We start from the raw sequence: 18,118 nt of genomic DNA on the forward strand, positions 1-18,118 counted from the left end.
CCGCAGGCCGACCATGAACGCACCGCAGACCTTCACGCCCCCGTCGATCGACACGAAGATGCCCAAGGTGGGGACGACGATCTTCACCGTGATGTCGGCGCTGGCCACCGAGCGCGGCGCCGTCAACCTGGGCCAGGGCTTCCCCGACTTCGACTGCGACCCGCTGCTGGTCGACGCGGTGGCCGACGCGATGCGCAAGGGCCTGAACCAGTACCCGCCGATGGCCGGCATCCCGGCGCTGCGCCAGGTGGTGGCCGACAAGATCGCCGCTATCTACGGCACCCGCTACGACTGGAACGAGGAGATCACGATCACCGCCGGCGCCACGCAGGCGATCTTCACCGCGCTGCTCGCGATCGTGCGCCCCGGCGACGAGGTGATCGTGCTCGAGCCGGTCTACGACAGCTACATCCCGAACATCGAGCTGATCGGCGGCAAGGTGGTCGCGGTGCCGATGACCACCGAGTACCGGGTGCCCTGGGACAAGGTGCGCGCCGCGGTCGGGCCGCGCACCCGCGCGATCATGGTCAACTCGCCGCACAACCCGAGCGGGATGATCCTGCGCGACGCCGACATGCGCGAGCTGGAGTCGATCGCGGTCGATGCGAACCTGTTCGTGATCTCCGACGAGGTCTACGAGCACATGGTCTACGACGGCGAGCCGCACCAGTCGGCCTGCCGCTACCCGGCGCTCGCCTCGCGCAGCTTCGTGATCTCGTCCTTCGGAAAGACCTTCCACGTGACCGGCTGGAAGGTCGCCTACTGCGCGGCGCCCGCCCCGCTGACCGCCGAGTTCCGCAAGGTCCACCAGTTCAACGTGTTCACCGTGAACACGCCGGTGCAGCACGGGCTGGCCGAGTACATGCGCGAGCCCTCGCGCTACCTGCAGCTGCCGGCCTTCTACCAGCGCAAGCGCGACCTGTTCCGCGAGGGGCTGGCGAACACCCGGTTCCGCCTGCTGCCCTCCGAGGGCACCTTTTTCCAGCTGGTCGACTACAGCGCGATCTCGGACATGCCCGAGGCCGATTTCGCCAAGTGGCTGACCACCGAGATCGGCGTGGCGGCGATCCCGCTGTCGGCCTTCTACGAGCAGCCGGTCGAGAACGGCGTGGTGCGCTTCTGCTTCGCGAAGAAGGAAGAGACGCTGAAGCTCGCGCTGGAGCGGCTCTCGAAGCTCTGAGAGCGGCCGCGGCGCAAGGCTTCTGCCTGTGCCGCGACGCAGCCGATGGCCGGTTCCCGGCCACGCGACCCGCGCGCGCAGATCGCGGGCGCCCGATTGCTCACGCAACCCACGAAGATCCACGAGGAGAACACTAATGTCCCGTTTCGATCGCCGCCGCTTCCTGGAGACCGCCGCCGCCGGCTCCGCGCTGGCCGCCCTGCCCTCGATCGCGCTGTCGCAGCAGCACGCGGTCGACACGCTGCGCATCGTCACCGGCTTCACGCCCGGCGGCACGTCCGACACGCTGTGCCGGCGCGTCGCCGAGGCCCTGAACGGCAGCTATGCCCGCTCGGCAGTGGTCGAGAACAAGGCCGGCGCCGGCGGTCAGATCGCGATCGACCTGATGCGCAGCGCGCCCGCCGACGGCACGACCATCGTGCAGACGCCCGCGTCGATGCTGATGATCTATCCGCACATCTACAGCAAGCTGCCCTACGACCCGTTCACCGACGTCACCCCGATCAGCCTGGCCTGCACCTTCGAGTTCGGCTTCGCGGTCGGCCCGATGGTCCCTGCCTCGGTGAAGTCGATGCCGGACTTCTTCGCCTGGTGCAAGGCCAATCCCACGAAGGCCAACTTCGGCTCGCCTGCCGCCGGCTCGGTGCCGCATTTCCTCGGCGTGCTGGCCGGTCGTACCGGCGGCGTGGACCTGCGCCATGTCGCCTTCCGCGGCACCCAGCCGGCCATCCTCGACATGATCGGCGGCCAGATCGCGGCAGTGTCGGGTCCCGTCGGAGAGTTCACGCAACACGTCGCGGCCGGCAAGTGCCGGCTGCTCGCCACGTCGGCGCCCCAGCGCTCGCGCTTCGCGCCCGATGTGCCGACTTATGCCGAGCAGGGCCTCACCGACCTGCAGTTCCGCGAGTGGTTCGGCTTCTTCGCGCCGGGCAAGACGCCGAAGGACATCGTCGATAGAACGAACAAGGCACTGCGCGCTGCGCTGGCCACCAAGGCGGTCGTCGATGGCCTGGCCGTGATGGGGCTCGAGGCCGCTTCCTCGACGCCCGAGGAGCTCGGTGCGATGCTGCGCGCCGACCACGACCGCTGGGGCCCGATCGTCAAGTCGATCGGGTTCCGCGCCGACTCCTGATCGTCGACCGACGGGCAGGCAAGCGCCCGGGCGCTAGGAACCGGGGCTTGCCGCCCACTGCGCGAACGCTGCGAACACGCCGACGAAGCTCTCTCCGGCCACCAGGCCCGCCGCGATCGCGACCGTGAAGCGGGCCGCAAGCGACGGTGCGACAGCGCGGAATGCCGCGGCTGCCAGCGCCCCCAGGGCCATCGTGAACGAGATCGAGGCCGGAATCACGAAGGCCAGCCCGATCGCGGTGGCGCTCGGCAACAGCCTCGCGAAGCGGGCCGGCGCCGCCGCCTCGAAGAATCCCGCGGCGCAACCGGCGGCGAGCGCGATCAGCATCGCGGCGCGAGCCGACTCGGGCACCGAGTCGATCCCGTGGGCCATCGCCTCGGCCACCGCCTTCCAGGTCGCGACCGCCGGCGCCGGCCACGCCTCGGTGAGCAGCATGGCCGCCGGGTCGGGAATCAGGGCCAGGTAGGCCGCGGCGCCCACCAGGCTGCCGGTCAGCACGCCCACGCACTGCGCGATCGCCTGCCGGAACGGCGAAGCGCCGATTCCCTGCCCGACGCGAAAGTCGTTCAACAGGTCGGCGCACTGCCCCGCCGCGCCGCCCGCGACGTTCGCGGTCATCAGGTTCGCGACCGCCTGCCCGGGCGCGGCCAGGCCGAAGCCGAGCTGGGACACCTTGCCGATCGCGCCGATCGGCGGGATGCCGGTGTCGCCCACCACGCGCGCCGCCACGACGGCCAGCATGACCGCGACCGGGATCGCCAGCGCCGCGATCCACGGGGCGATGCCGAAGAGCAGGACCTGCAGCGCGACGGCACAAACGGCCACCGCGATGAACGCCAGCGCGGGGGCTGGCGCCGACAGGCCCGCGCGCAGCGCCGCGGCCTGCCCGGTTCCCCGCGAGCGGCCGCGCCACAGCCCGACCGCGAAGCTGGCCAGCGTGGCGCCGACCATCAGGCTCACGCCCGGCCAGAGCAGCCATTCGACCAGCGGGCCGAACAGCGAGCCGCCGTGCCCGGCCGGCACCGGCACGACGCTTCCGGCGATCCGCGGCGCGATCGCGCCCCAGGCCAGCAGCGCGCCGAGCAGCAGCGACAAGCCGACCCGAGGGCCGACGATCGCGCCGAAGCCCGCCAGCAGCCACGAGGGCTCGATCGCGAAGGTGAAGCGCGACAGGCTCTCGGCCGGCGCCCAGCGCGGCAAGGCGAGCACGAAGACGTCGAGTGCGCGCGTGGCCCCGGACAGCAGCGCCGCGGCGCCCAGCGCGGCGACCCGCCGGCTCGCCTCGGCGCCGCGCGCGAACACGTCCTCGAGCGTCTCGAGCGTGGCGACGCCCTCGGGAAAGCGCAGCGCGGAGGCGGGACCCAGCATCGCCGGCCGCAGATACCAGGCGATCCAGACCCCGAGCAGGCTGACCGTGGCGACCCAGGCCACCAGCGGCAGCGCGTCGAGCGTGCGGCCGGTGATCAGCGCATAGGCCGGGATCGGCGCCACGAGGCCGCCCGACACGATCGACGCTGCCGCCGAGGTGGTCGTCTGGCCGATGTTGCTCTCGAGCGCGTTCCAGTCGCGAAGCCCCAGCGCGCGGGCGAGCGGCCGCCAGACGGCCACGCCGATCAGCAGCGCGATGATCGACATGTTGAACGACCAGCCGATCTTCAGGCCCGAATAGACGTTGCAGGGCGCGAGCAGCGCGCCGAGGGCGACGCCGGTGAAGAGCGCGCGCCCGGTCAGTTCCGTGTTGCTGGACATGCCCGACCGAGTCTAACCCCTGCGCGTCCGGCGCCCGGCGCCGGGCTCGGGCGCTCCCGGGATCGCCAGGCGGACGCCCGGCGATCGACCCGCCCCGTCAGTCGTCGATCGCCGCGTAGGCCAGCGCGCGGAACAGCTGGCGCAGGTATTCGCGCCGCCCCGGCGCCTGCGTGAGCAGGATCGCGATCATCCGCTCCCGGGGATCGACCCAGAAGGTGGTGCCGGCGATGCCGCTCCAGTAGTACTGGCCCACCGAGCCCGGCGTGAACGCGATTCCCGGCTGCGTGCGCACCGCGAAGCCCAGCCCGAAGCCGTAGCCGGGCGGCAGCAGCGGCGAGTCGGCTGCGATCGGGCCGAGGTGGTCGGCGGTCATCAGCTCGACGGTCTTGCGGCTCACGAAGCGACGGTCGCCGGCCCGCCCGCCGTCGAGCAGCATCTGCAGGAAACGCAGGTAGTCGGCGGCGGTCGAAACCAGCCCGCCGCCGCCCATCTCGAGCGCCGGGCGCCGGCGCGCGTCGAGCAGGCGCACCGACTCTCCGGTGTCCGGATCGACCGGGAACGGCTCGGCGATCCGGTGGTGGCGATCCGGCTCGGCGTGAAAACCGGTGTCGACCATGCCGAGCGGCCCGAGGATGCGCTCGCGCAGGAACTCGCCCAGCGGCACGCCGGCCACGATCTCGACGACGCGGCCGAGCACGTCGGTCGAGCGGCCGTAGCCCCAGCGCTCGCCGGGCGCGTTCAGCAGCGGCAGCGTCGCCAGCAAGTCGCAGAGCTCGGCGTTCGTGCGCCGCGGATCGCCCAGGCGGGCCTGCTGGTACGCGAGGTGGACCGGCCCCTCGCCGAGGAACTCGTAGGTCAGTCCCGACGTGTGCCGAAGCAGGTCCTGGATCGTGACCGGCCTGGGCAGCGGCTCGAGACGCATGCCGCCGGCGGCGGCCGGGTCTTCGCGGCCGACCTTGAGCGAGGCGAAGGCGGGCAGATGGCGCTCGAGCGGATCGTCGAGCATCAGCCTGCCCTCCTCCATCAGCATCATCACCGCCAGCGACACGATCGGCTTGGTCATCGAGTAGACGCGGAAGATCGCGTCGCGCGTCATCGGCGCGTCGGCGTCGGGCCGCAAGCGGCCGAAGGCCTCGAACCAGGCGACGCGGCCGTGCCGCGCCACCAGCGCCACCGCGCCGGGCAGCCGCCCGCGCGCGATCTCGGCCCGCAGCGCGTCGCCGGCCCGCGCCAGCGCGGCCGACGACATCCCCAGCGCCTCCGGCGGTTCGGCAGGCAGCAACTCGGGCGCCAGCAGCGCCGGCGTCGGCGCGGTCTCGGGTCGGTCGGACATCGATGGATCCTCGTTCGAAGCGGCGCGGGCCTCAGGCCGCGCGCCGGCGGAAATTCAGCACCAGCAGCGCGAGCAGCCCGGCGACCAGGCCCCAGAACGCCGAGCCGATGCCCCACAGGGCGAGCCCCGAGGCAGTCACCAGGAAGGTGACCAGCGCCGGCTCGCGCTGGCGCTCGTCCGCGACCGCGGCGGCCAGGCCGTTGCCGATCGTGCCCAGCAGCGCGAGCCCGGCGATCGCCATGATCAGCTCCCTGGGGAACGCGGCGAACACCGCGGCCACCGTCGCGCCGAACAGGCCGATCAGCAGGTAGAAGCAGCCCGCGGCCACCGAGGCCACGTAGCGGCGCGACCGGTCCTCGTGCGCCTCGGGCCCCATGCAGATCGCCGCGGTGATCGCGGCAAGGTTCAGCGCGTAGGCGCCGAAGGGCGCGAGCAGCAGCGTGGCGATGCCGGTCCATCCGATCACCGGCGAGATCGGCACCGGGTAGCCGGAGGCCCGGATCACCGCCACGCCCGGCATGTTCTGCGAGGCCATCGTGACCACGTAGAGCGGCAGCGCGATGCCGACGACCGCCGCCAGCGACAGCGACGGCGTGGTCCAGACCGGCGTCGCCAGCTCCAGGCGCAGGCCTTCGGTGCGCAGGTCGCCGCCGAGCGCCGCCAGGCCCACGCCCACCGCCAGCGCGACCACGACCGCGTAGCGCGGCCACAGCCTGCGCGCGAGCAGCCAGCCGGCGAACATCGCGAAGACCAGGCCGAAGCGGGTCTGCATCGACGCGAAGGCCTCGATGCCGAAGCGCAGCAGCACGCCGGCCAGCATCGCCGACGCGATCCCGATCGGGATCCGGCTCATCGCCCGCTCGAACCAGCCCGAGAACCCGCTGGCCGCGATCAGCAGCGCGGACACGATGAACGCGCCGATCGCCTGCTCCAGCGGCACGCCGGCCGCGCCGGTGATCAGCATCGCGGCGCCCGGCGTGGACCAGGCGGTGACCACCGGCATGCGCCAGCGCAGCGAGGGCACGATGCAGGTGAGCCCCATGCCGATGCCGAGCGCCCACATCCACGAGGCGACCTGCGCGTCGCTCGCTCCCAGCGCGCGCGCCGCCTCGAACACGATGACCGCCGAGCTGGTGAAGCCCACCAGCACGGTCACGAAACCGGCGACGACCGCCGGCACCGACAGGTCGCGAAGGAAGCTCGGAAGGGGACTGGCGGGCGGCGAGGCGCTCAAGGACGGCAGCCTGGGAACGATCGGGCAAAGAAGCGGCCCGCGCCGGGCCGCCGGAGAGCCCCGATGGTAACCGAGCCGCCCGGGCTCAGCCCGCCGTTCGGCCCGGTCCGTGCCGCGAAGCGGCCATCCGGACGTTGATCGCCAGCGCCTGGCGCAGCCCCTCGACGTTCGCGATCCCCTTGCCGACGATGTCGAAGGCGGTGCCGCTGGCGCAGGTGGTGAACGGCACCGGCAGGCCGCCCAGCACGGTCACGCCGGAGTCGAAGCCCATCAGCTTCATCGCGATCTGCCCCTGGTCGTGGTACATCGACACGACCGCGTCGTAGTCGCCGCGGCGCGCCGCCACGAATATCGTGTCGGCCGGCATCGGCCCGCGCGCATCGATCCCTTCGGCGCGCAGCGACGCCACGGCCGGGGCGATCAAGTCGATCTCCTCGCGGCCCATCGTGCCGCCGTCGCCGGCGTGCGGGTTGAGCGCCGCGACGCCTATCCGCGGGCTCGCGAGCCCGGCCTCGCGCAGGCTGCGATCGATGATGCGCACCGCGTCGCGCACGCCGTCGATCGAGATCGATGCGGCCACATCCTTGAGCGGAATGTGCGAGGTGACCCGCGAGGTCCACAATGCGCCGGTCACGTTGAACTCGCAGACGAAGCCGCTCACGTCGAGCAGGGACTGCAGCAGTCGCAGCTCGTCTTCGTGCTCCAGGCCGGCGAGCCGCATCGCGCCCTTGTTGAACGGCGCGAACACGATGCCGTCGACCCGCCCCTGCCGGACTGCCTCGGCGGCGGCGGCAAGGGAGTCGAGCACGTAGGCGCCGCAGGCGCGGCTCATGCTGCCGGGCTCCCAGCCGGCCTCGGGCATCTTGACCTCGGCCAGCACGGGGATCCCGGGCAGCGCAACGCGCGCCACGGCGGCACCTTGCGCCAGCACGGCCGGATCGCCGATCAGCGCGAGGCGGGCCGACCCCGAAGCCTCCGAATCGGCAAGCAGCTTCGCAAGGAGTTCGGGGCCGATGCCGGCCGGATCGCCGGTCAGCAGCGCGATGCGCGGAAGCTCGGCGGCGATCATTTCTCCACCTTCACGCCGGCGTCGCGGATCAGCTTGCCGAAGCGCTCGAACTCGGCGCGGTTGAACGCCGCGAACTGCTCGATGCCCAGGTTGCCGGGCTCGCCGCCCAGCGAGCGCAGCTTGGCGACGACATCGGGCCTTTGCATCGCGCGCTCGAACTCGGCCCTGAGCTTCGCCACGACCGGTTGCGGCGTGCCACCGGTGGCGAACAGCCCGTACCAGGTCGTCATCTCGACGCCCGGCAGGCCGGCCTCGGCCAGCGTCGGCACGTCGGGCAGTTCGGGGGAGCGCTGCGCGGACATCACCGCGAGCGGCTTGAGCTTGCCCGAGCGGATGTGAGGCATCGACGAGGAAGTCGTGTCGAACATCATCTGGACCTGCCCGCCGATCAGGTCGATGTGGGCCTGGCTGCTGCCCTTGTAGGGCACGTGCACCCCGCGCGTGCCGGCGGCGAGGTCGAAAGCCTCGCCCGCCAGGTGCTGGGTGCTGCCCACGCCCGACGACGCGTAGCGGTAGCCGCCCGGGCTCTGCTTCATCAGCCCGACCAGGCCGCGAACGTCGCCGGCGGGCACCGACGGATTCACCAGCAGCACGTTCGGCACGACGACGATCAGGCCGATCGGCTGCAGGCTCGCCAGCGGATCGTAGGCCAGCTTGAGCAGGTGCGGTGCGATCGCCTGGCCGGTGTTGGTGGCCACCAGCAGGGTGTGACCGTCGGCGGGCGCCTTGGCAGTCAGGTCGGCGGCGATCGTGTTGGACGCGCCGGGCCGGTTCTCGACGACGAAGCTCTGTTTCGTGGCCTCCGAGAACTTCTCGGCGAACATCCGGGCGATCACGTCGGTGCCGCCGCCGGCCGATGCGCCGACCATGATCTTCACCGGCTTGGCCGGCCAGTCCTGCGCGAGCGCCCCGGGAACGGCGATCGGGAGAAGGCCGGCCGCCACGGCGGTGGTTGCGAGCGCGCGGCCGATTCGCCTGCGGGCGTGGTCCATGGGCATCGAGGTCTCCTGAATTTTCGGGGGCGTTTCCGCGAACGAGCTGTCGACGACCGACGCGGCTCCGAATCCTAGGACACCGTTCGTATAACCTCCAATGATATGTTTTGATACCGTGAATACCTGAGGGAATATGCCTTGGACGCCCCCGCATCGCTGCCGCCGGACTGGAAGCTGCGCCGCCAGATCAGGATGAATCACCTGCTGCTGCTGCAGGCGCTCGACGAGCACGGCAGCCTGCGCAGGGCGGCCGAGTCGCTGTCGGTCACGCAGCCGGCGGCCACCAAGCTGCTCGCGCAGCTCGAATCGCTGCTCGGGCTGGCGCTGTTCGAGCGGGGCTCGCGCGGCCTCACGCCCACCGAATACGGACGGATCATGATCCGCCATGCCCAGGCGGCGCTGGGCGAGATCTCGGCGGCGCGCGAGTCGCTGGCCCTGTCGGCGCTCGGGGCCCAAGGCAAGGTGGCGATCGGCGCGGTGGTCGGCTCGATCCCCAGCCTGACCGGTCCGGCGGTCGCCGACCTGCTCGGCCGCCATCCCCGGGTGGCGATCTCGGTGCTCGCCGAGACCAGCGCGACCCTGGTCCCGATGCTGCTGCGCGGCGAGCTCGACTTCGTCGTCGGCCAGATCCCGCCGGGGGTCGACGCGGACCGGCTCGAGTTCGAGGTGCTCGGACCCGAGCCGATCGACGTGGTGGCCCGCCCGGGTCACCCGCTCGCTTCGGTTCGCCGGCTCACCCTGCGCCGGCTGGCCGACCTGCCATGGATCCTGCCGCCGCCCGGAAGCCCGTTGCGGATCCGGATCGACTCGGCCTTCAGGGCCGCGGGGCTGGACGCGCCGAGGCGCGTCGTCGAATCCGCCTCCACGCTTCTGGCAGTCACCGTGGCGCGCGAGACCGACATGCTCGCCGCGCTCTCGCGCGACGTGGCGAGGCACTACGCGGCATCGGGCTTCGTCGAAGTGCTGCCATTCCGGATGCGCGACGACGCCGGCACGCTGGGCATCGTCAGCCGGCGCCGCGCGCGATCGACGGCCGCGGCGGCGCTGCTGGTCGACGCGCTGCGCGCTCGCGCGCGGCGGGCCCCCGCGGCTTTCGGGCGCTGAGACCAGCGGGGTTCCGCCGGAGCCCGCCGGAGCGGCTGGGCCCGCCCGGGGGCCCGCTGGGCCGATCAGGCCTGCTGGACCTCCTCGAGCCCTTTGGCCAGCCAGACCGCCAGCGCGGCCATCGCCGCGAACACCAGCAGCACCGCGATCTCGCCGACGGCCTGGGCGAGCAGGCCGAAGACACCGGCGCCCAGCGTCAGCACGCCAGTGATCGTGTTCGACAGCGCGGTGTAGGCGGCCCGCCGCGACTGGCCGGCCATGTCGACCACGTGGGTGGTGCGGCCGAGCCGGACGCCCTGCTCGGCGATCGCCAGCGCGAAGACCAGCGCGGGCAGCGCCAGCGGCGACGCGACGTCCAGGCCGATCGGCCGGCCCAGCCCGGCGCCCACTGCGGCCGAGGCCAGCAGCGCAACGGTGCCGATCAGCCCGGCGGAGACGATCACGCGCCGGCTGGACACGTCGGACAGCCTGCCCCACACGTAGCTGCTCGCGATGGCCGCGAGCGCCGACGCGATCACGAAGGCGCCGAGCCCGACCGCCTGCGCGCCGATGTTCCGCGCTTCCATCGCCACCAGGAACGGCGGCGCAAGCGTGGTGGCGAGCAACAGGCAGCGGATCGTGACGAAGCGCGCCAGTTGCGGATCGTCGCGAAGCAGCCCGAACTGCGCCACCGCGACCGCGAGCGGATTGCCGCCGCCCTCGGTGGCCCCGGGCGCCTCGGCCAGCGACGCGAACAGCAGCGCGCCGCCGATCCACAGCAGCCCCGCGACGAACAAGGCGCCGGCGATGACCCCGACCGAGCGCTCGAGTAGGCCGGTGCCGAGCAGCACGCCGAAGCCGAGCAGCAGGATCGCCGACGCGGTGCCGGCCGTGCCGGTGACCGTGCCCCGGGTGGACTTGGACACCGTCTTGCCGAGCACGTCCTTGTGCGCGATCGAGCAGGCACTGCGGGCGAGCGCCAGCGCGGCCAGCAGCGCGAGCATCGTCCAGCCGGCAGCCGCGCCTTCGAGCAGCAGCGCGGCGAGCCCCACGCCGATCGCGGCGATGCCCTGCACGACGCTGCCGATCGCCCACACCCGCTTGCGGATCGGCAGCGCGCGGATCGACGCCGCGATCACCAGCTGCGGCAGCAGTGCGCCGGCCTCGCGGATCGGCACCAGCAGGCCGGTCATGAAGGCCGGCGCGCCGACCGCGCCGAGAAGCCAGGCCAGCACCAGCTTCGGGTCGGCGAGGCCGTCGGCGGTCTTGGTGGCGGCCAGGCTCGCGACATGCGTCAGGAAGTTGCGCGGCTGCTCGCGGCAGGCCGCGTCGGGGATGTCCCGGCACACCCGGCCCTGGTCCTCGCCGGTCAGGATTTCGTAGACGCGCTGGTGAGTGTCGATCTGCGGCGTGGCGTCGGGCTCGGGTGGCAAGCGGCTTCTCCGTTGGATTCGGCTTTCCGGCTCGACGGGCGGATCGCTCAGCGCTGCGCCAGCGCCAGCCGCGCGGCGAGCGCCGCGAAGACCGTGCCCGCCGCGAGGTTGAGCAGCCTGCGCGTGGCGCGCGACCGCTTCAGCAGCCCGCCCAGCGAGCCTGCGAACCAGGCGACCGCCCCGAACACCAGCAGGGTCGCGACGATGAACACCGCGCCCAGCAGCGCGATCTGCCCCGCCAGCGCGCCGCGCGCGGGGTCGGCGAACTGCGGCAGGAAGGCCAGGAAGAAGATCGAGACCTTCGGGTTGGTCAGGTTCATCAGCACGCCGCGGCGGTACAGGGCCCAGCCTTCGAGCGCCGGCGCCGCCGCTTCGGCCGGGGCATCGACCGGCGCCCGGAAGGCCTGCCAGGCCAGCCAGAGCAGGTAGAGCGCACCGGCGATCTTCAGCGCCTGGAAGGCGAGCTCCGAGGCTGCGAACACCGCGGCCAGGCCCGCGGCGACCGCTGCCGTGTGGACCAGCAGGCCGGTGCAGAGCCCCAACACGACGCGCATGCCAGCCGGGCGTCCGTGCATCGCCGACTGCATCATCACGAACAGGTTGTCCGGACCGGGCGAAAGCCCGAGCAGCACGGACGCCAGGAAGAAGGCGGACAGGTTCTCGACGGACATGGGATGGAGGCTGGCGCGCGGATCCCGATTATCGCCGGAAGCGGACCCGCGCCAGCCGGCCGGCATTCCGGGTGGCGTTAAAGTGCGTGCTTCACGTGCCCCCTTGCCGGGCGGCGCGGCCAGTCGAGCGCAGACGAATCGGAGGAACCGGAAGATGAGCGCAGGTCAAAGGCGTATCGGGATGATCGGCATCGGGATGATGGGTCACGGCATCGCGACCAACGTCGTCAAGCACGGGCACCCGCTTGCCTTCCTGGAGCATCCGGGCAACCAGCCGGTCGACGCGCTGGTGTCCGCAGGCGCGAGGGGCGTGCCGACGATCGCCGCGCTGGCGGCCGAGGCAGACGTGGTGATCCTGTGCGTGACCGGCTCGCCCGAGGTCGAGAGCGTGCTGTTCCAGGCCGGCGGCCTGCTCGAGTCGATGCGCCCGGGCACCACGATCGTCGACTGCTCGACCGCGATCCCTTCGTCGACGCTGCGCATCGCCGAGGCCGTCGCGAAGGCCGGCGGGCGCTTCCTCGATGCGCCGATGACGCGCACGCCGAAGGAGGCCGCCGAGGGCCGGCTGAACCTGCTGGTGGGCGGCGAGGCGGCGCTGTTCGACGAGTGCCGCCCCCTGCTCGCCTGCTTCGCCGAGAACATCGTGCACGCCGGCCCGGTCGGCGCCGGCCACCGGATGAAGCTGCTGCACAACTACGTGTCGCTCGGCTTCTCGGCGGTGCTGGCGGAAGCGGCCGCCTGCGCGCAGCGGGCCGACGTGGACCCGCACGTGTTCATGGAGGTGCTCGCCAAGGGCGGCGGCGGCGGCGTGGTGCTCGAGCGGCTGCGGCCCTACATCGAGGCGAAGCAGATCGCCGCCTTCCGGTTCTCGATCTCCAATGCGCTGAAGGACATCGGCTACTACACGACGATGGCCGGCGAGATCGGCGCAAGCGTGACCGCGGCCGAGGGCATCCGGCGCACGCTCGAGGACGCGGTGGCCGCCGGCCGCGGCGGCGCGGCGGTGCCCGAGCTGATCGACCTGCTGGCGGCCGGAAACGCCCTCAGGGCGTCAGCGTGACGACCTTGCTGATCTGCACGCTGGGCCTGATCGTGGTGTAGTTCGCCACGTCGGCCATGATCTCGCGCGCGTGAGGGTTGAACGCCGCGGCGAAGGCCTCGATCGAGTCGAACATCATGTGCGCGACGGCGACGTACGGGGCCGGCTCGCCGGGCAGCCCGCCGGCGAGCCCCTCGTCGATCGCGGCGCCCTTGCAGGCGTCGCCCACCCGCTGCAGCACCATCGGCATGTGGCTGTTGCGGTAGTAGTCCATGTCGAAGCCGGCGCCTTCGGTGCGCGGATACAAGACCGATACCCTGATCATCGCGAGCTCCTTCTCGGGGTGGTGGCCGGTTTCTCCGGCTGATGGGCAATCGCCGGCTCGTCCGGCTCAGGCATTGAAGTTCAGGCGCAGCCCGGGAACCGGCCAGTCGTCGATCGCGACCAGCTTGCCCACGCCGGACAGCGTCACGTAGACGGTGCGCATGTCCTTGCCGCCGAAGCACAGGTTCGTGGTGTAGCGGTCGGGCATCGGCACGTGGGTGGCGAGGCTGCCGTCGGGCGAGATCACGGTGATGCCGCCGTGCAGCAGCGTGGCCACGCAGACGTTGCCGAAGGCGTCGACCGCCATCGAATCGAAGCGCTGGTAGTGGCCGCCCGGCGCGGCCGCGACCTGCCGGCCGCCGTGCGGCGAGGGCCAGGGATCGCGGCGCACCTGCCCGGGCCCGGTCACGTCGAAGGCCCACAGGCGGGCGCCCTCGGTCTCGGCGTAGTAGAGCGTGCGGCCGTCCGGGGACAGCGCGATGCCGTTGGGCGTCATCGCCGGCCTCGCCACCGCGACGGCACCGCTGCCGTCGGCCTTCGTGTAGTAGACGCCGCCACGGTCCATCTCGCGCTCGCGGACCTTGCCCAGGTCGGTGAACCACAGGCCGCCCTGCGCGTCGAAGACCAGGTCGTTCGGGCCGCGCAGCGGCGCGCCGTCGACCGTGTCGAGCACGCGCTCGCCGCGGCCGGTGGAGAGGCTCACCCGCTCGATGCGCCCGCCCGAGTAGTCTTCGGCCTGCGCCACCGGCCGCAGGTAGCCGTCGGGCCCGGTGTGGAAGCGGAACCCTCCGTTGTTGCAGACGTAGACCGCGCCGTCCGGGCCGATCGCGGCGCCGTTCGGGCCGCCGCCCAGGTCTGCGACCACCGAGACCTTGCCGTCGGCGGCCACCCGGGTAAGCGTGCCGCGCGCGATCTCGACCAGCAGCACCGAGCCGTCGTCCATGGCCACAGGCCCCTCGGGGAACTGCAACCCGGAGGCAATCTCGCGAATCCTCATTCCTTCCTCTCCTCGTCGCGCCGCGTCGGACGCGATGTTCTTCGAACGGCTAGAGCAGCTCGATCCCGAAGCGCCGCAGCGCCAGCCCGAACAGGCCGAAGCAGGCCAGCGTCAGCACGATGCACGCCCCCATCGTCGGCCAGAAACCGATCCGCGGCAACAGCGCCGGGAAGGCCAGGAACATCGGCAGCGTCGGGATCACGTACCAGAACGTATACCAGGCGTGATTGGCGATCTTCTCGACGGGCTGTTTCTCGAAATGCAGCCAGACGAGCGCGAGCACCGTGACGAGCGGCAGCGCCGCGATGAAGGCGCCGAGCCGGTCGCTGCGCCGCGCGATCTCGGACACCGCGACCACCACCGCGGCGCTGAGCAGGTACTTGGTGACGAGCCAGCCCATCTTGTCCCCTCGTATCCGGTCGTTCAGCCGAGCAAGGCCGACGCGGTGACCGCGACGATCGCCGCAGGCGCGATCCAGCGCAGCAGCGCGCGCAGCAGGCTCGCCCCGCCCTTCCCGAGCCGCAACTCCTCGACCAGCAGCTGCCGCGGCGCGGCCCAGCCGGCGAACAGCGCGATCAGCAGCCCGCCGATCGGCAGCAACAGGTCGGAGGTCAGCATGTCCAGCAGGTCGAAGAAGCTGGCGTCGGCGAGCCGGTCGATGCCGCCGAGCGGTCGCCAGTCGGCCCACAGGTTGAACGACAGCACCGTGGCGATGCCGGCGGCGAAGCAGGCCGAAGCCGCGATCGCGGTCGCCGCGAGCCTGCCAAGGCCGAGACGCCGCGTCAGCATCGCGACGATCAGCTCGAGCATCGAGATCGCCGAGGCGAGCGCCGCCACGAAGAGCAGCACGAAGAAGGCGCCGGCCGCCAGCGTGCCGTAGGGCATCTGCGCGAAGGCGAGCGGCAGCGTGACGAAGACCAGACCCGGGCCGCTGGCCGGATCGAGCCCGTGGGCGAACACGATCGGGAAGACCGCGAACCCGGCGAGGAAGGAGATCGCGGTGTCGGCGAGCACGGAGCCCACGGCCACTTCCTTCAGGCTGATCTCGGCGCCGCTGTAGGCCGCATAGGTGATCATCAGCCCCAGGCCCACGCCGATCGAGAAGAAGCCCAGGCCCAGCGCCTCGAGCGCGGTGCCTGCGTCGAGGTGGGATGTGTCGAGCCGGAACAGGAACGAGAGCGTGGCGGGCAGGTCGCCGACCGCGACCGAGTAGCCGGCCAGCAGGACCATCAGCACCAGCAGCAGCGGCATCAGCACCTTGACCGCGCTCTCGATGCCGCCGCTGACGCCGCGCGCCACGATCGCTGCGGTCGCGCCCATGAAGACCGCGTGCAGCAGGGCCAGACGCCACGGCGATGCGAGGAAGGCGTCGAAGCGCGCGGCCACCGCGCGCGGATCGACGCCGGGCAGGCCGTCGTGCACCATCTGGATCGCGTAGCCGAGCGTCCAGCCGCCGATCACCGAATAGAAGCTCAGCACGAGGAAGCCGGTCACCACGCCCAGCACGCCGACCAGCGTCCAGCGCCGGCTCGCGCCGCAAGCGGCCGCGACCGCGGCGATGCTGCCCGACGGGTCGCTGCGACCGCGCCGGCCGATCGCGAACTCGGCGAACATCAGCGGCACCACGATCAGCGCGAGCCCCAGCAGGTAGAAGAGCAGGAAGGCGCTGCCGCCGTTGGACCCGACCTCGTACGGGAACTTCCAGATGCTGCCGATGCCGACCGCCGACCCGATCGTCGCCAGCATGAAGCCGAGGCGGCCGGTCCAGCCGTCGGGACGCGCGCCGCCCGAACGCGCGCCGCGGCCGGTCGATTCCGCGCCCGGTTGCCGGCTCATCGCGCGCCCTCCGGCGAGTCCGCGCCCGACCGCCCGCCCGGCGCGCTCGCGCCCCCCGTTCCCGCCGAAGTGACCGACCGGATCCAGGGTTCGAAACGTCGCCCGAACGCGACCTCGATCTCGAGCCCCGGGACGATCGGCTGGCCCGCTTTCCGTCGCGCGCCCGAAGCGGCGAGCGCGCGCTCGAGCGCCGCTCGGGCGCCCGAGGGAACGTTGATCGCGGGCACGTTCAGGCCGGACACGTAGCCGCCGACCCGCGCGGTCTCGTCGGGCCCGACGAGCGCGGCGCGGACCCGGCCTTCGACGATCGCATGGCGGGACGCATCGGGCCAGACGGCCCGCAGCGCGGCCGCATCGAGTCCGGCGTCGACGACGAACAGTCGGCTGTCGATCGTCTCGGCGCGGCGCAGGCGATTCGCCGCCCACTCGGCGCGCCGCTTCAGGTCGGCCGCCCCGGGCTCGGCCCGGCTGCGCGCCTCGGCCAGCTCGGCCTGCTGGCGAGCGTGATCGACGGCTCGGCGGTACGCCGGGCCGTCGAACTCGAGCACGAGCAGCACATCGCGCGACAGCTGGCGCGCGAGCGCGAGCCGCCGCGCTGCGACATCGCCTTCCCGTGGAATCTCGAAGCCCAGGGCGGCGATCCGGTCCTCGTCGAGCCAGGCCGGCGACGCGCCGATGCCGTCGGCGGCGGATCCGCGTGCGTCGGCAGCCGGTGTGGTCGGCACGCGCCACTGGAGCCTGAGCAGCATGCCGCTGTTCTCGACCCGCGCCGCCTGGCTGTAGGGCACCCGCAGCTCGCGGGTGCCCAGCCGGAGCACCGCCTCCGGGGCGCCGCTGCGGTTCCAGGCCACGCCCGCGAGCACCACCGCATTGGCGACCAGGATCAGCAGCACCCCTGCGAGCAGGGTCCAGCGCGCGCCGCGGGCGTTCATCGCGCGTCTCCGCCGGGCGCGCCCGCCCGGTCGCCGGCGGGCTCTCGCCGCCCCGAACGCAGCCGGCGCAGTACTGCCAGGATCGCCACCGAGATCGCGCCGATCAGCAGGAAGAACAGGTACTTCGGCAGGAGCTCCCACCACCAGTCGAAGAACTTCGTGTACAGGAACAGCACGAAGAACGCGACGCCGGTGTTGACCACGTGGGCCCAGTCGCGGCGCGCGCCGAGCCAGATCGCCGCAGCGCTGGCGGCGAAGCCGAGCACCTGGTAGAGCCCCTCGACGACCGCCGGGGCGATCGCCAGGTAGCTCGCACTTCCCCAGTGCGAAAGCACCAGCACCGGCAGGAAGAAGGCCAGCATGCCGACGATGCGCCAGGTGGCCGCGAAACCCGCGCGACGCTCCTGCGACAGCCACTGCGGCAGCACGAACATCGCGATCGCCGCCGGCAGGAAGTTCTCGGGCCGCTCGCCGAAGTGCAGCCAGTACAGGCCGCCCCAGCTCCCGGCGCGTGCCGAGCTGAACGCCACCAGGCACAGCAGCCCGGCCGCCAGCAGGAGCCGCAGCTCGCACGCATAGGCCAGCAGCAGCGCCAGCGCCGCCCACGCGAGCAGCGCCCGGTCGGACGGCGTGACGTTGAAGATCTGGCCCAGCATGACCAGGTTCAGCACGAAGCAGGCGAAGGCGATCATCGCGGCCAGCTTCGTGAAGTAGCCCGACGCGTCCCTGCCCCGCAGCCACAGCGTGAACGCGAAGCTGCCGAGCGAAGCGATCGCGAGGATCGCGACCTGCGCCGTCTCGTCGAAGAATCCCCAGAACTGGTAGAAGAGGAAGAAGACGCCGGCGGCCAGCGCCAGCGCGCCGAGGAAGGAGGCGATCTTCATGCCGAGCGACAGCCGGCTCGCGCGGCTGTCGCGGTCGATGTCGAACTCCGCCGCGAGGCGCGAGAGCAGGCCTTCGTGGTGCGCGTCGACCGCGGCGCGCTGCCCTTCCGAAAGCGCCAGCACGCCCTCGCGCTCGAGCTCGACGAGCTCCGCCCGGAAGGCCCGGATCGCGTCGCCCCGCCGCTGGGCTTCGGCCCGGGACATCGGAGGCGTCGGGCGACCGGCCA

At 72.2% G+C, this 18,118-nt stretch carries 17 protein-coding genes; 4 read left to right on the top strand and 13 right to left on the bottom strand.

Annotation, left to right across the window (positions count from 1 at the left end):
- Positions 1 to 13 precede the first annotated feature (13 nt).
- Together M6I34_RS04140 and M6I34_RS04145 are read left to right on the top strand one after the other, a co-directional pair.
- Positions 14 to 1,180: a pyridoxal phosphate-dependent aminotransferase gene (locus M6I34_RS04140; RefSeq protein ID WP_272484444.1), complete on the top strand. Its 1,167-nt coding sequence runs from the start codon at positions 14 to 16 to the stop codon at positions 1,178 to 1,180.
- Positions 1,181 to 1,316: 136 nt separating this feature from the next.
- Complete coding sequence (locus M6I34_RS04145; RefSeq protein ID WP_272484445.1) at positions 1,317 to 2,312, top strand: Bug family tripartite tricarboxylate transporter substrate binding protein; 996 nt, start codon at positions 1,317 to 1,319, stop codon at positions 2,310 to 2,312.
- A gap of 33 nt (positions 2,313 to 2,345) precedes the next feature.
- Here M6I34_RS04145 and M6I34_RS04150 read toward each other — a convergent pair whose 3' ends face one another.
- From M6I34_RS04150 to M6I34_RS04170, 5 genes are all read right to left on the bottom strand, one after another.
- Positions 2,346 to 4,061: an OPT/YSL family transporter gene (locus tag M6I34_RS04150; protein WP_272484446.1), complete on the bottom strand. Its 1,716-nt coding sequence runs from the start codon at positions 4,059 to 4,061 to the stop codon at positions 2,346 to 2,348.
- A 97-nt stretch (positions 4,062 to 4,158) separates the two neighbouring features.
- Complete coding sequence (locus M6I34_RS04155) at positions 4,159 to 5,394, bottom strand: serine hydrolase domain-containing protein (protein WP_272484447.1); 1,236 nt, start codon at positions 5,392 to 5,394, stop codon at positions 4,159 to 4,161.
- 31 nt (positions 5,395 to 5,425) lie between these two features.
- Positions 5,426 to 6,628: a benzoate/H(+) symporter BenE family transporter gene (locus M6I34_RS04160; RefSeq protein WP_272484448.1), complete on the bottom strand. Its 1,203-nt coding sequence runs from the start codon at positions 6,626 to 6,628 to the stop codon at positions 5,426 to 5,428.
- Between the two features lie 85 nt (positions 6,629 to 6,713).
- Positions 6,714 to 7,697 (bottom strand): 4-hydroxythreonine-4-phosphate dehydrogenase PdxA, encoded by a 984-nt coding sequence (locus M6I34_RS04165; protein WP_272484449.1) that lies wholly within the window; start codon positions 7,695 to 7,697, stop codon positions 6,714 to 6,716.
- Positions 7,694 to 8,695 (bottom strand): Bug family tripartite tricarboxylate transporter substrate binding protein, encoded by a 1,002-nt coding sequence (locus tag M6I34_RS04170; protein WP_272484450.1) that lies wholly within the window; start codon positions 8,693 to 8,695, stop codon positions 7,694 to 7,696. Before M6I34_RS04170 ends, M6I34_RS04165 begins: the two co-directional genes overlap by 4 nt.
- A 135-nt stretch (positions 8,696 to 8,830) precedes the next feature.
- Here M6I34_RS04170 and M6I34_RS04175 point away from each other — a divergent pair, with 135 nt between their 5' ends.
- A complete protein-coding gene (locus M6I34_RS04175) occupies positions 8,831 to 9,796 on the top strand; it encodes a LysR family transcriptional regulator (protein WP_272484451.1) in 966 nt (321 codons plus the stop codon).
- A gap of 65 nt (positions 9,797 to 9,861) precedes the next feature.
- Here the strand turns inward: M6I34_RS04175 and M6I34_RS04180 are convergent, their stop codons facing one another.
- Together M6I34_RS04180 and M6I34_RS04185 are read right to left on the bottom strand one after the other, a co-directional pair.
- Complete coding sequence (locus tag M6I34_RS04180; protein ID WP_272484452.1) at positions 9,862 to 11,208, bottom strand: MFS transporter; 1,347 nt, start codon at positions 11,206 to 11,208, stop codon at positions 9,862 to 9,864.
- A gap of 47 nt (positions 11,209 to 11,255) precedes the next feature.
- Positions 11,256 to 11,879 (bottom strand): LysE family translocator, encoded by a 624-nt coding sequence (locus M6I34_RS04185; protein ID WP_272484453.1) that lies wholly within the window; start codon positions 11,877 to 11,879, stop codon positions 11,256 to 11,258.
- A 154-nt stretch (positions 11,880 to 12,033) separates the two neighbouring features.
- Between M6I34_RS04185 and M6I34_RS04190 the strand changes: the two genes are divergently transcribed.
- A complete protein-coding gene (locus tag M6I34_RS04190; RefSeq protein WP_272484454.1) occupies positions 12,034 to 12,939 on the top strand; it encodes an NAD(P)-dependent oxidoreductase in 906 nt (301 codons plus the stop codon).
- On the opposite strand, the gene M6I34_RS04195 is transcribed toward M6I34_RS04190, so the two are convergent.
- From M6I34_RS04195 to M6I34_RS04220, 6 genes are all read right to left on the bottom strand, one after another.
- The gene (locus tag M6I34_RS04195; RefSeq protein WP_272484455.1) at positions 12,923 to 13,243 is read right to left on the bottom strand and encodes an EthD family reductase; all 321 of its coding nucleotides are present in this window, start codon (positions 13,241 to 13,243) and stop codon (positions 12,923 to 12,925) included. The genes M6I34_RS04190 and M6I34_RS04195 overlap by 17 nt on opposite strands.
- A 66-nt stretch (positions 13,244 to 13,309) precedes the next feature.
- Positions 13,310 to 14,239, bottom strand: coding sequence for an SMP-30/gluconolactonase/LRE family protein (locus M6I34_RS04200; RefSeq protein WP_272484456.1), 930 nt, complete (start codon positions 14,237 to 14,239; stop codon positions 13,310 to 13,312).
- 49 nt (positions 14,240 to 14,288) lie between these two features.
- Entirely contained in the window at positions 14,289 to 14,639 is a 351-nt protein-coding gene (locus M6I34_RS04205; protein WP_272484457.1) for a DUF3147 family protein, read from the bottom strand.
- A gap of 23 nt (positions 14,640 to 14,662) precedes the next feature.
- Positions 14,663 to 16,075: a sodium-dependent transporter gene (locus M6I34_RS04210; protein WP_272484458.1), complete on the bottom strand. Its 1,413-nt coding sequence runs from the start codon at positions 16,073 to 16,075 to the stop codon at positions 14,663 to 14,665.
- Positions 16,072 to 17,007 carry a DUF4824 family protein gene (locus M6I34_RS04215; protein ID WP_272484459.1) on the bottom strand — a complete coding sequence of 312 codons (936 nt, stop codon included), beginning with the start codon at positions 17,005 to 17,007 and terminating at the stop codon, positions 16,072 to 16,074. The genes M6I34_RS04210 and M6I34_RS04215 overlap by 4 nt, the downstream gene beginning before the upstream one ends.
- On the bottom strand, positions 17,004 to 18,095 hold the full coding sequence (locus tag M6I34_RS04220) for a DUF2157 domain-containing protein (RefSeq protein ID WP_272484460.1): 1,092 nt from the start codon (positions 18,093 to 18,095) through the stop codon (positions 17,004 to 17,006). The genes M6I34_RS04215 and M6I34_RS04220 overlap by 4 nt, the downstream gene beginning before the upstream one ends.
- Positions 18,096 to 18,118 lie beyond the last annotated feature (23 nt).

Origin of the sequence: Zeimonas sediminis, assembly GCF_023721795.1 — a bacterium.
In the GTDB taxonomy this organism is placed as follows: Bacteria; Pseudomonadota; Gammaproteobacteria; order Burkholderiales; family Burkholderiaceae_E; genus Zeimonas; species Zeimonas sediminis.

Coding starts and splice junctions, on each gene's coding strand:
- M6I34_RS04140 (WP_272484444.1), top strand. CDS start 14: ATGAACGCACCGCAGACCTTCACGCCCCCGTCGATCGACACGAAGATG.
- M6I34_RS04145 (WP_272484445.1), top strand. CDS start 1,317: ATGTCCCGTTTCGATCGCCGCCGCTTCCTGGAGACCGCCGCCGCCGGC.
- M6I34_RS04150 (WP_272484446.1), bottom strand. CDS start 4,061: ATGTCCAGCAACACGGAACTGACCGGGCGCGCGCTCTTCACCGGCGTC.
- M6I34_RS04155 (WP_272484447.1), bottom strand. CDS start 5,394: ATGTCCGACCGACCCGAGACCGCGCCGACGCCGGCGCTGCTGGCGCCC.
- M6I34_RS04165 (WP_272484449.1), bottom strand. CDS start 7,697: ATGATCGCCGCCGAGCTTCCGCGCATCGCGCTGCTGACCGGCGATCCG.
- M6I34_RS04170 (WP_272484450.1), bottom strand. CDS start 8,695: ATGCCCATGGACCACGCCCGCAGGCGAATCGGCCGCGCGCTCGCAACC.
- M6I34_RS04185 (WP_272484453.1), bottom strand. CDS start 11,879: ATGTCCGTCGAGAACCTGTCCGCCTTCTTCCTGGCGTCCGTGCTGCTC.
- M6I34_RS04190 (WP_272484454.1), top strand. CDS start 12,034: ATGAGCGCAGGTCAAAGGCGTATCGGGATGATCGGCATCGGGATGATG.
- M6I34_RS04195 (WP_272484455.1), bottom strand. CDS start 13,243: ATGATCAGGGTATCGGTCTTGTATCCGCGCACCGAAGGCGCCGGCTTC.
- M6I34_RS04200 (WP_272484456.1), bottom strand. CDS start 14,239: ATGAGGATTCGCGAGATTGCCTCCGGGTTGCAGTTCCCCGAGGGGCCT.
- M6I34_RS04205 (WP_272484457.1), bottom strand. CDS start 14,639: ATGGGCTGGCTCGTCACCAAGTACCTGCTCAGCGCCGCGGTGGTGGTC.
- M6I34_RS04210 (WP_272484458.1), bottom strand. CDS start 16,075: ATGAGCCGGCAACCGGGCGCGGAATCGACCGGCCGCGGCGCGCGTTCG.
- M6I34_RS04215 (WP_272484459.1), bottom strand. CDS start 17,007: ATGAACGCCCGCGGCGCGCGCTGGACCCTGCTCGCAGGGGTGCTGCTG.
- M6I34_RS04220 (WP_272484460.1), bottom strand. CDS start 18,095: ATGTCCCGGGCCGAAGCCCAGCGGCGGGGCGACGCGATCCGGGCCTTC.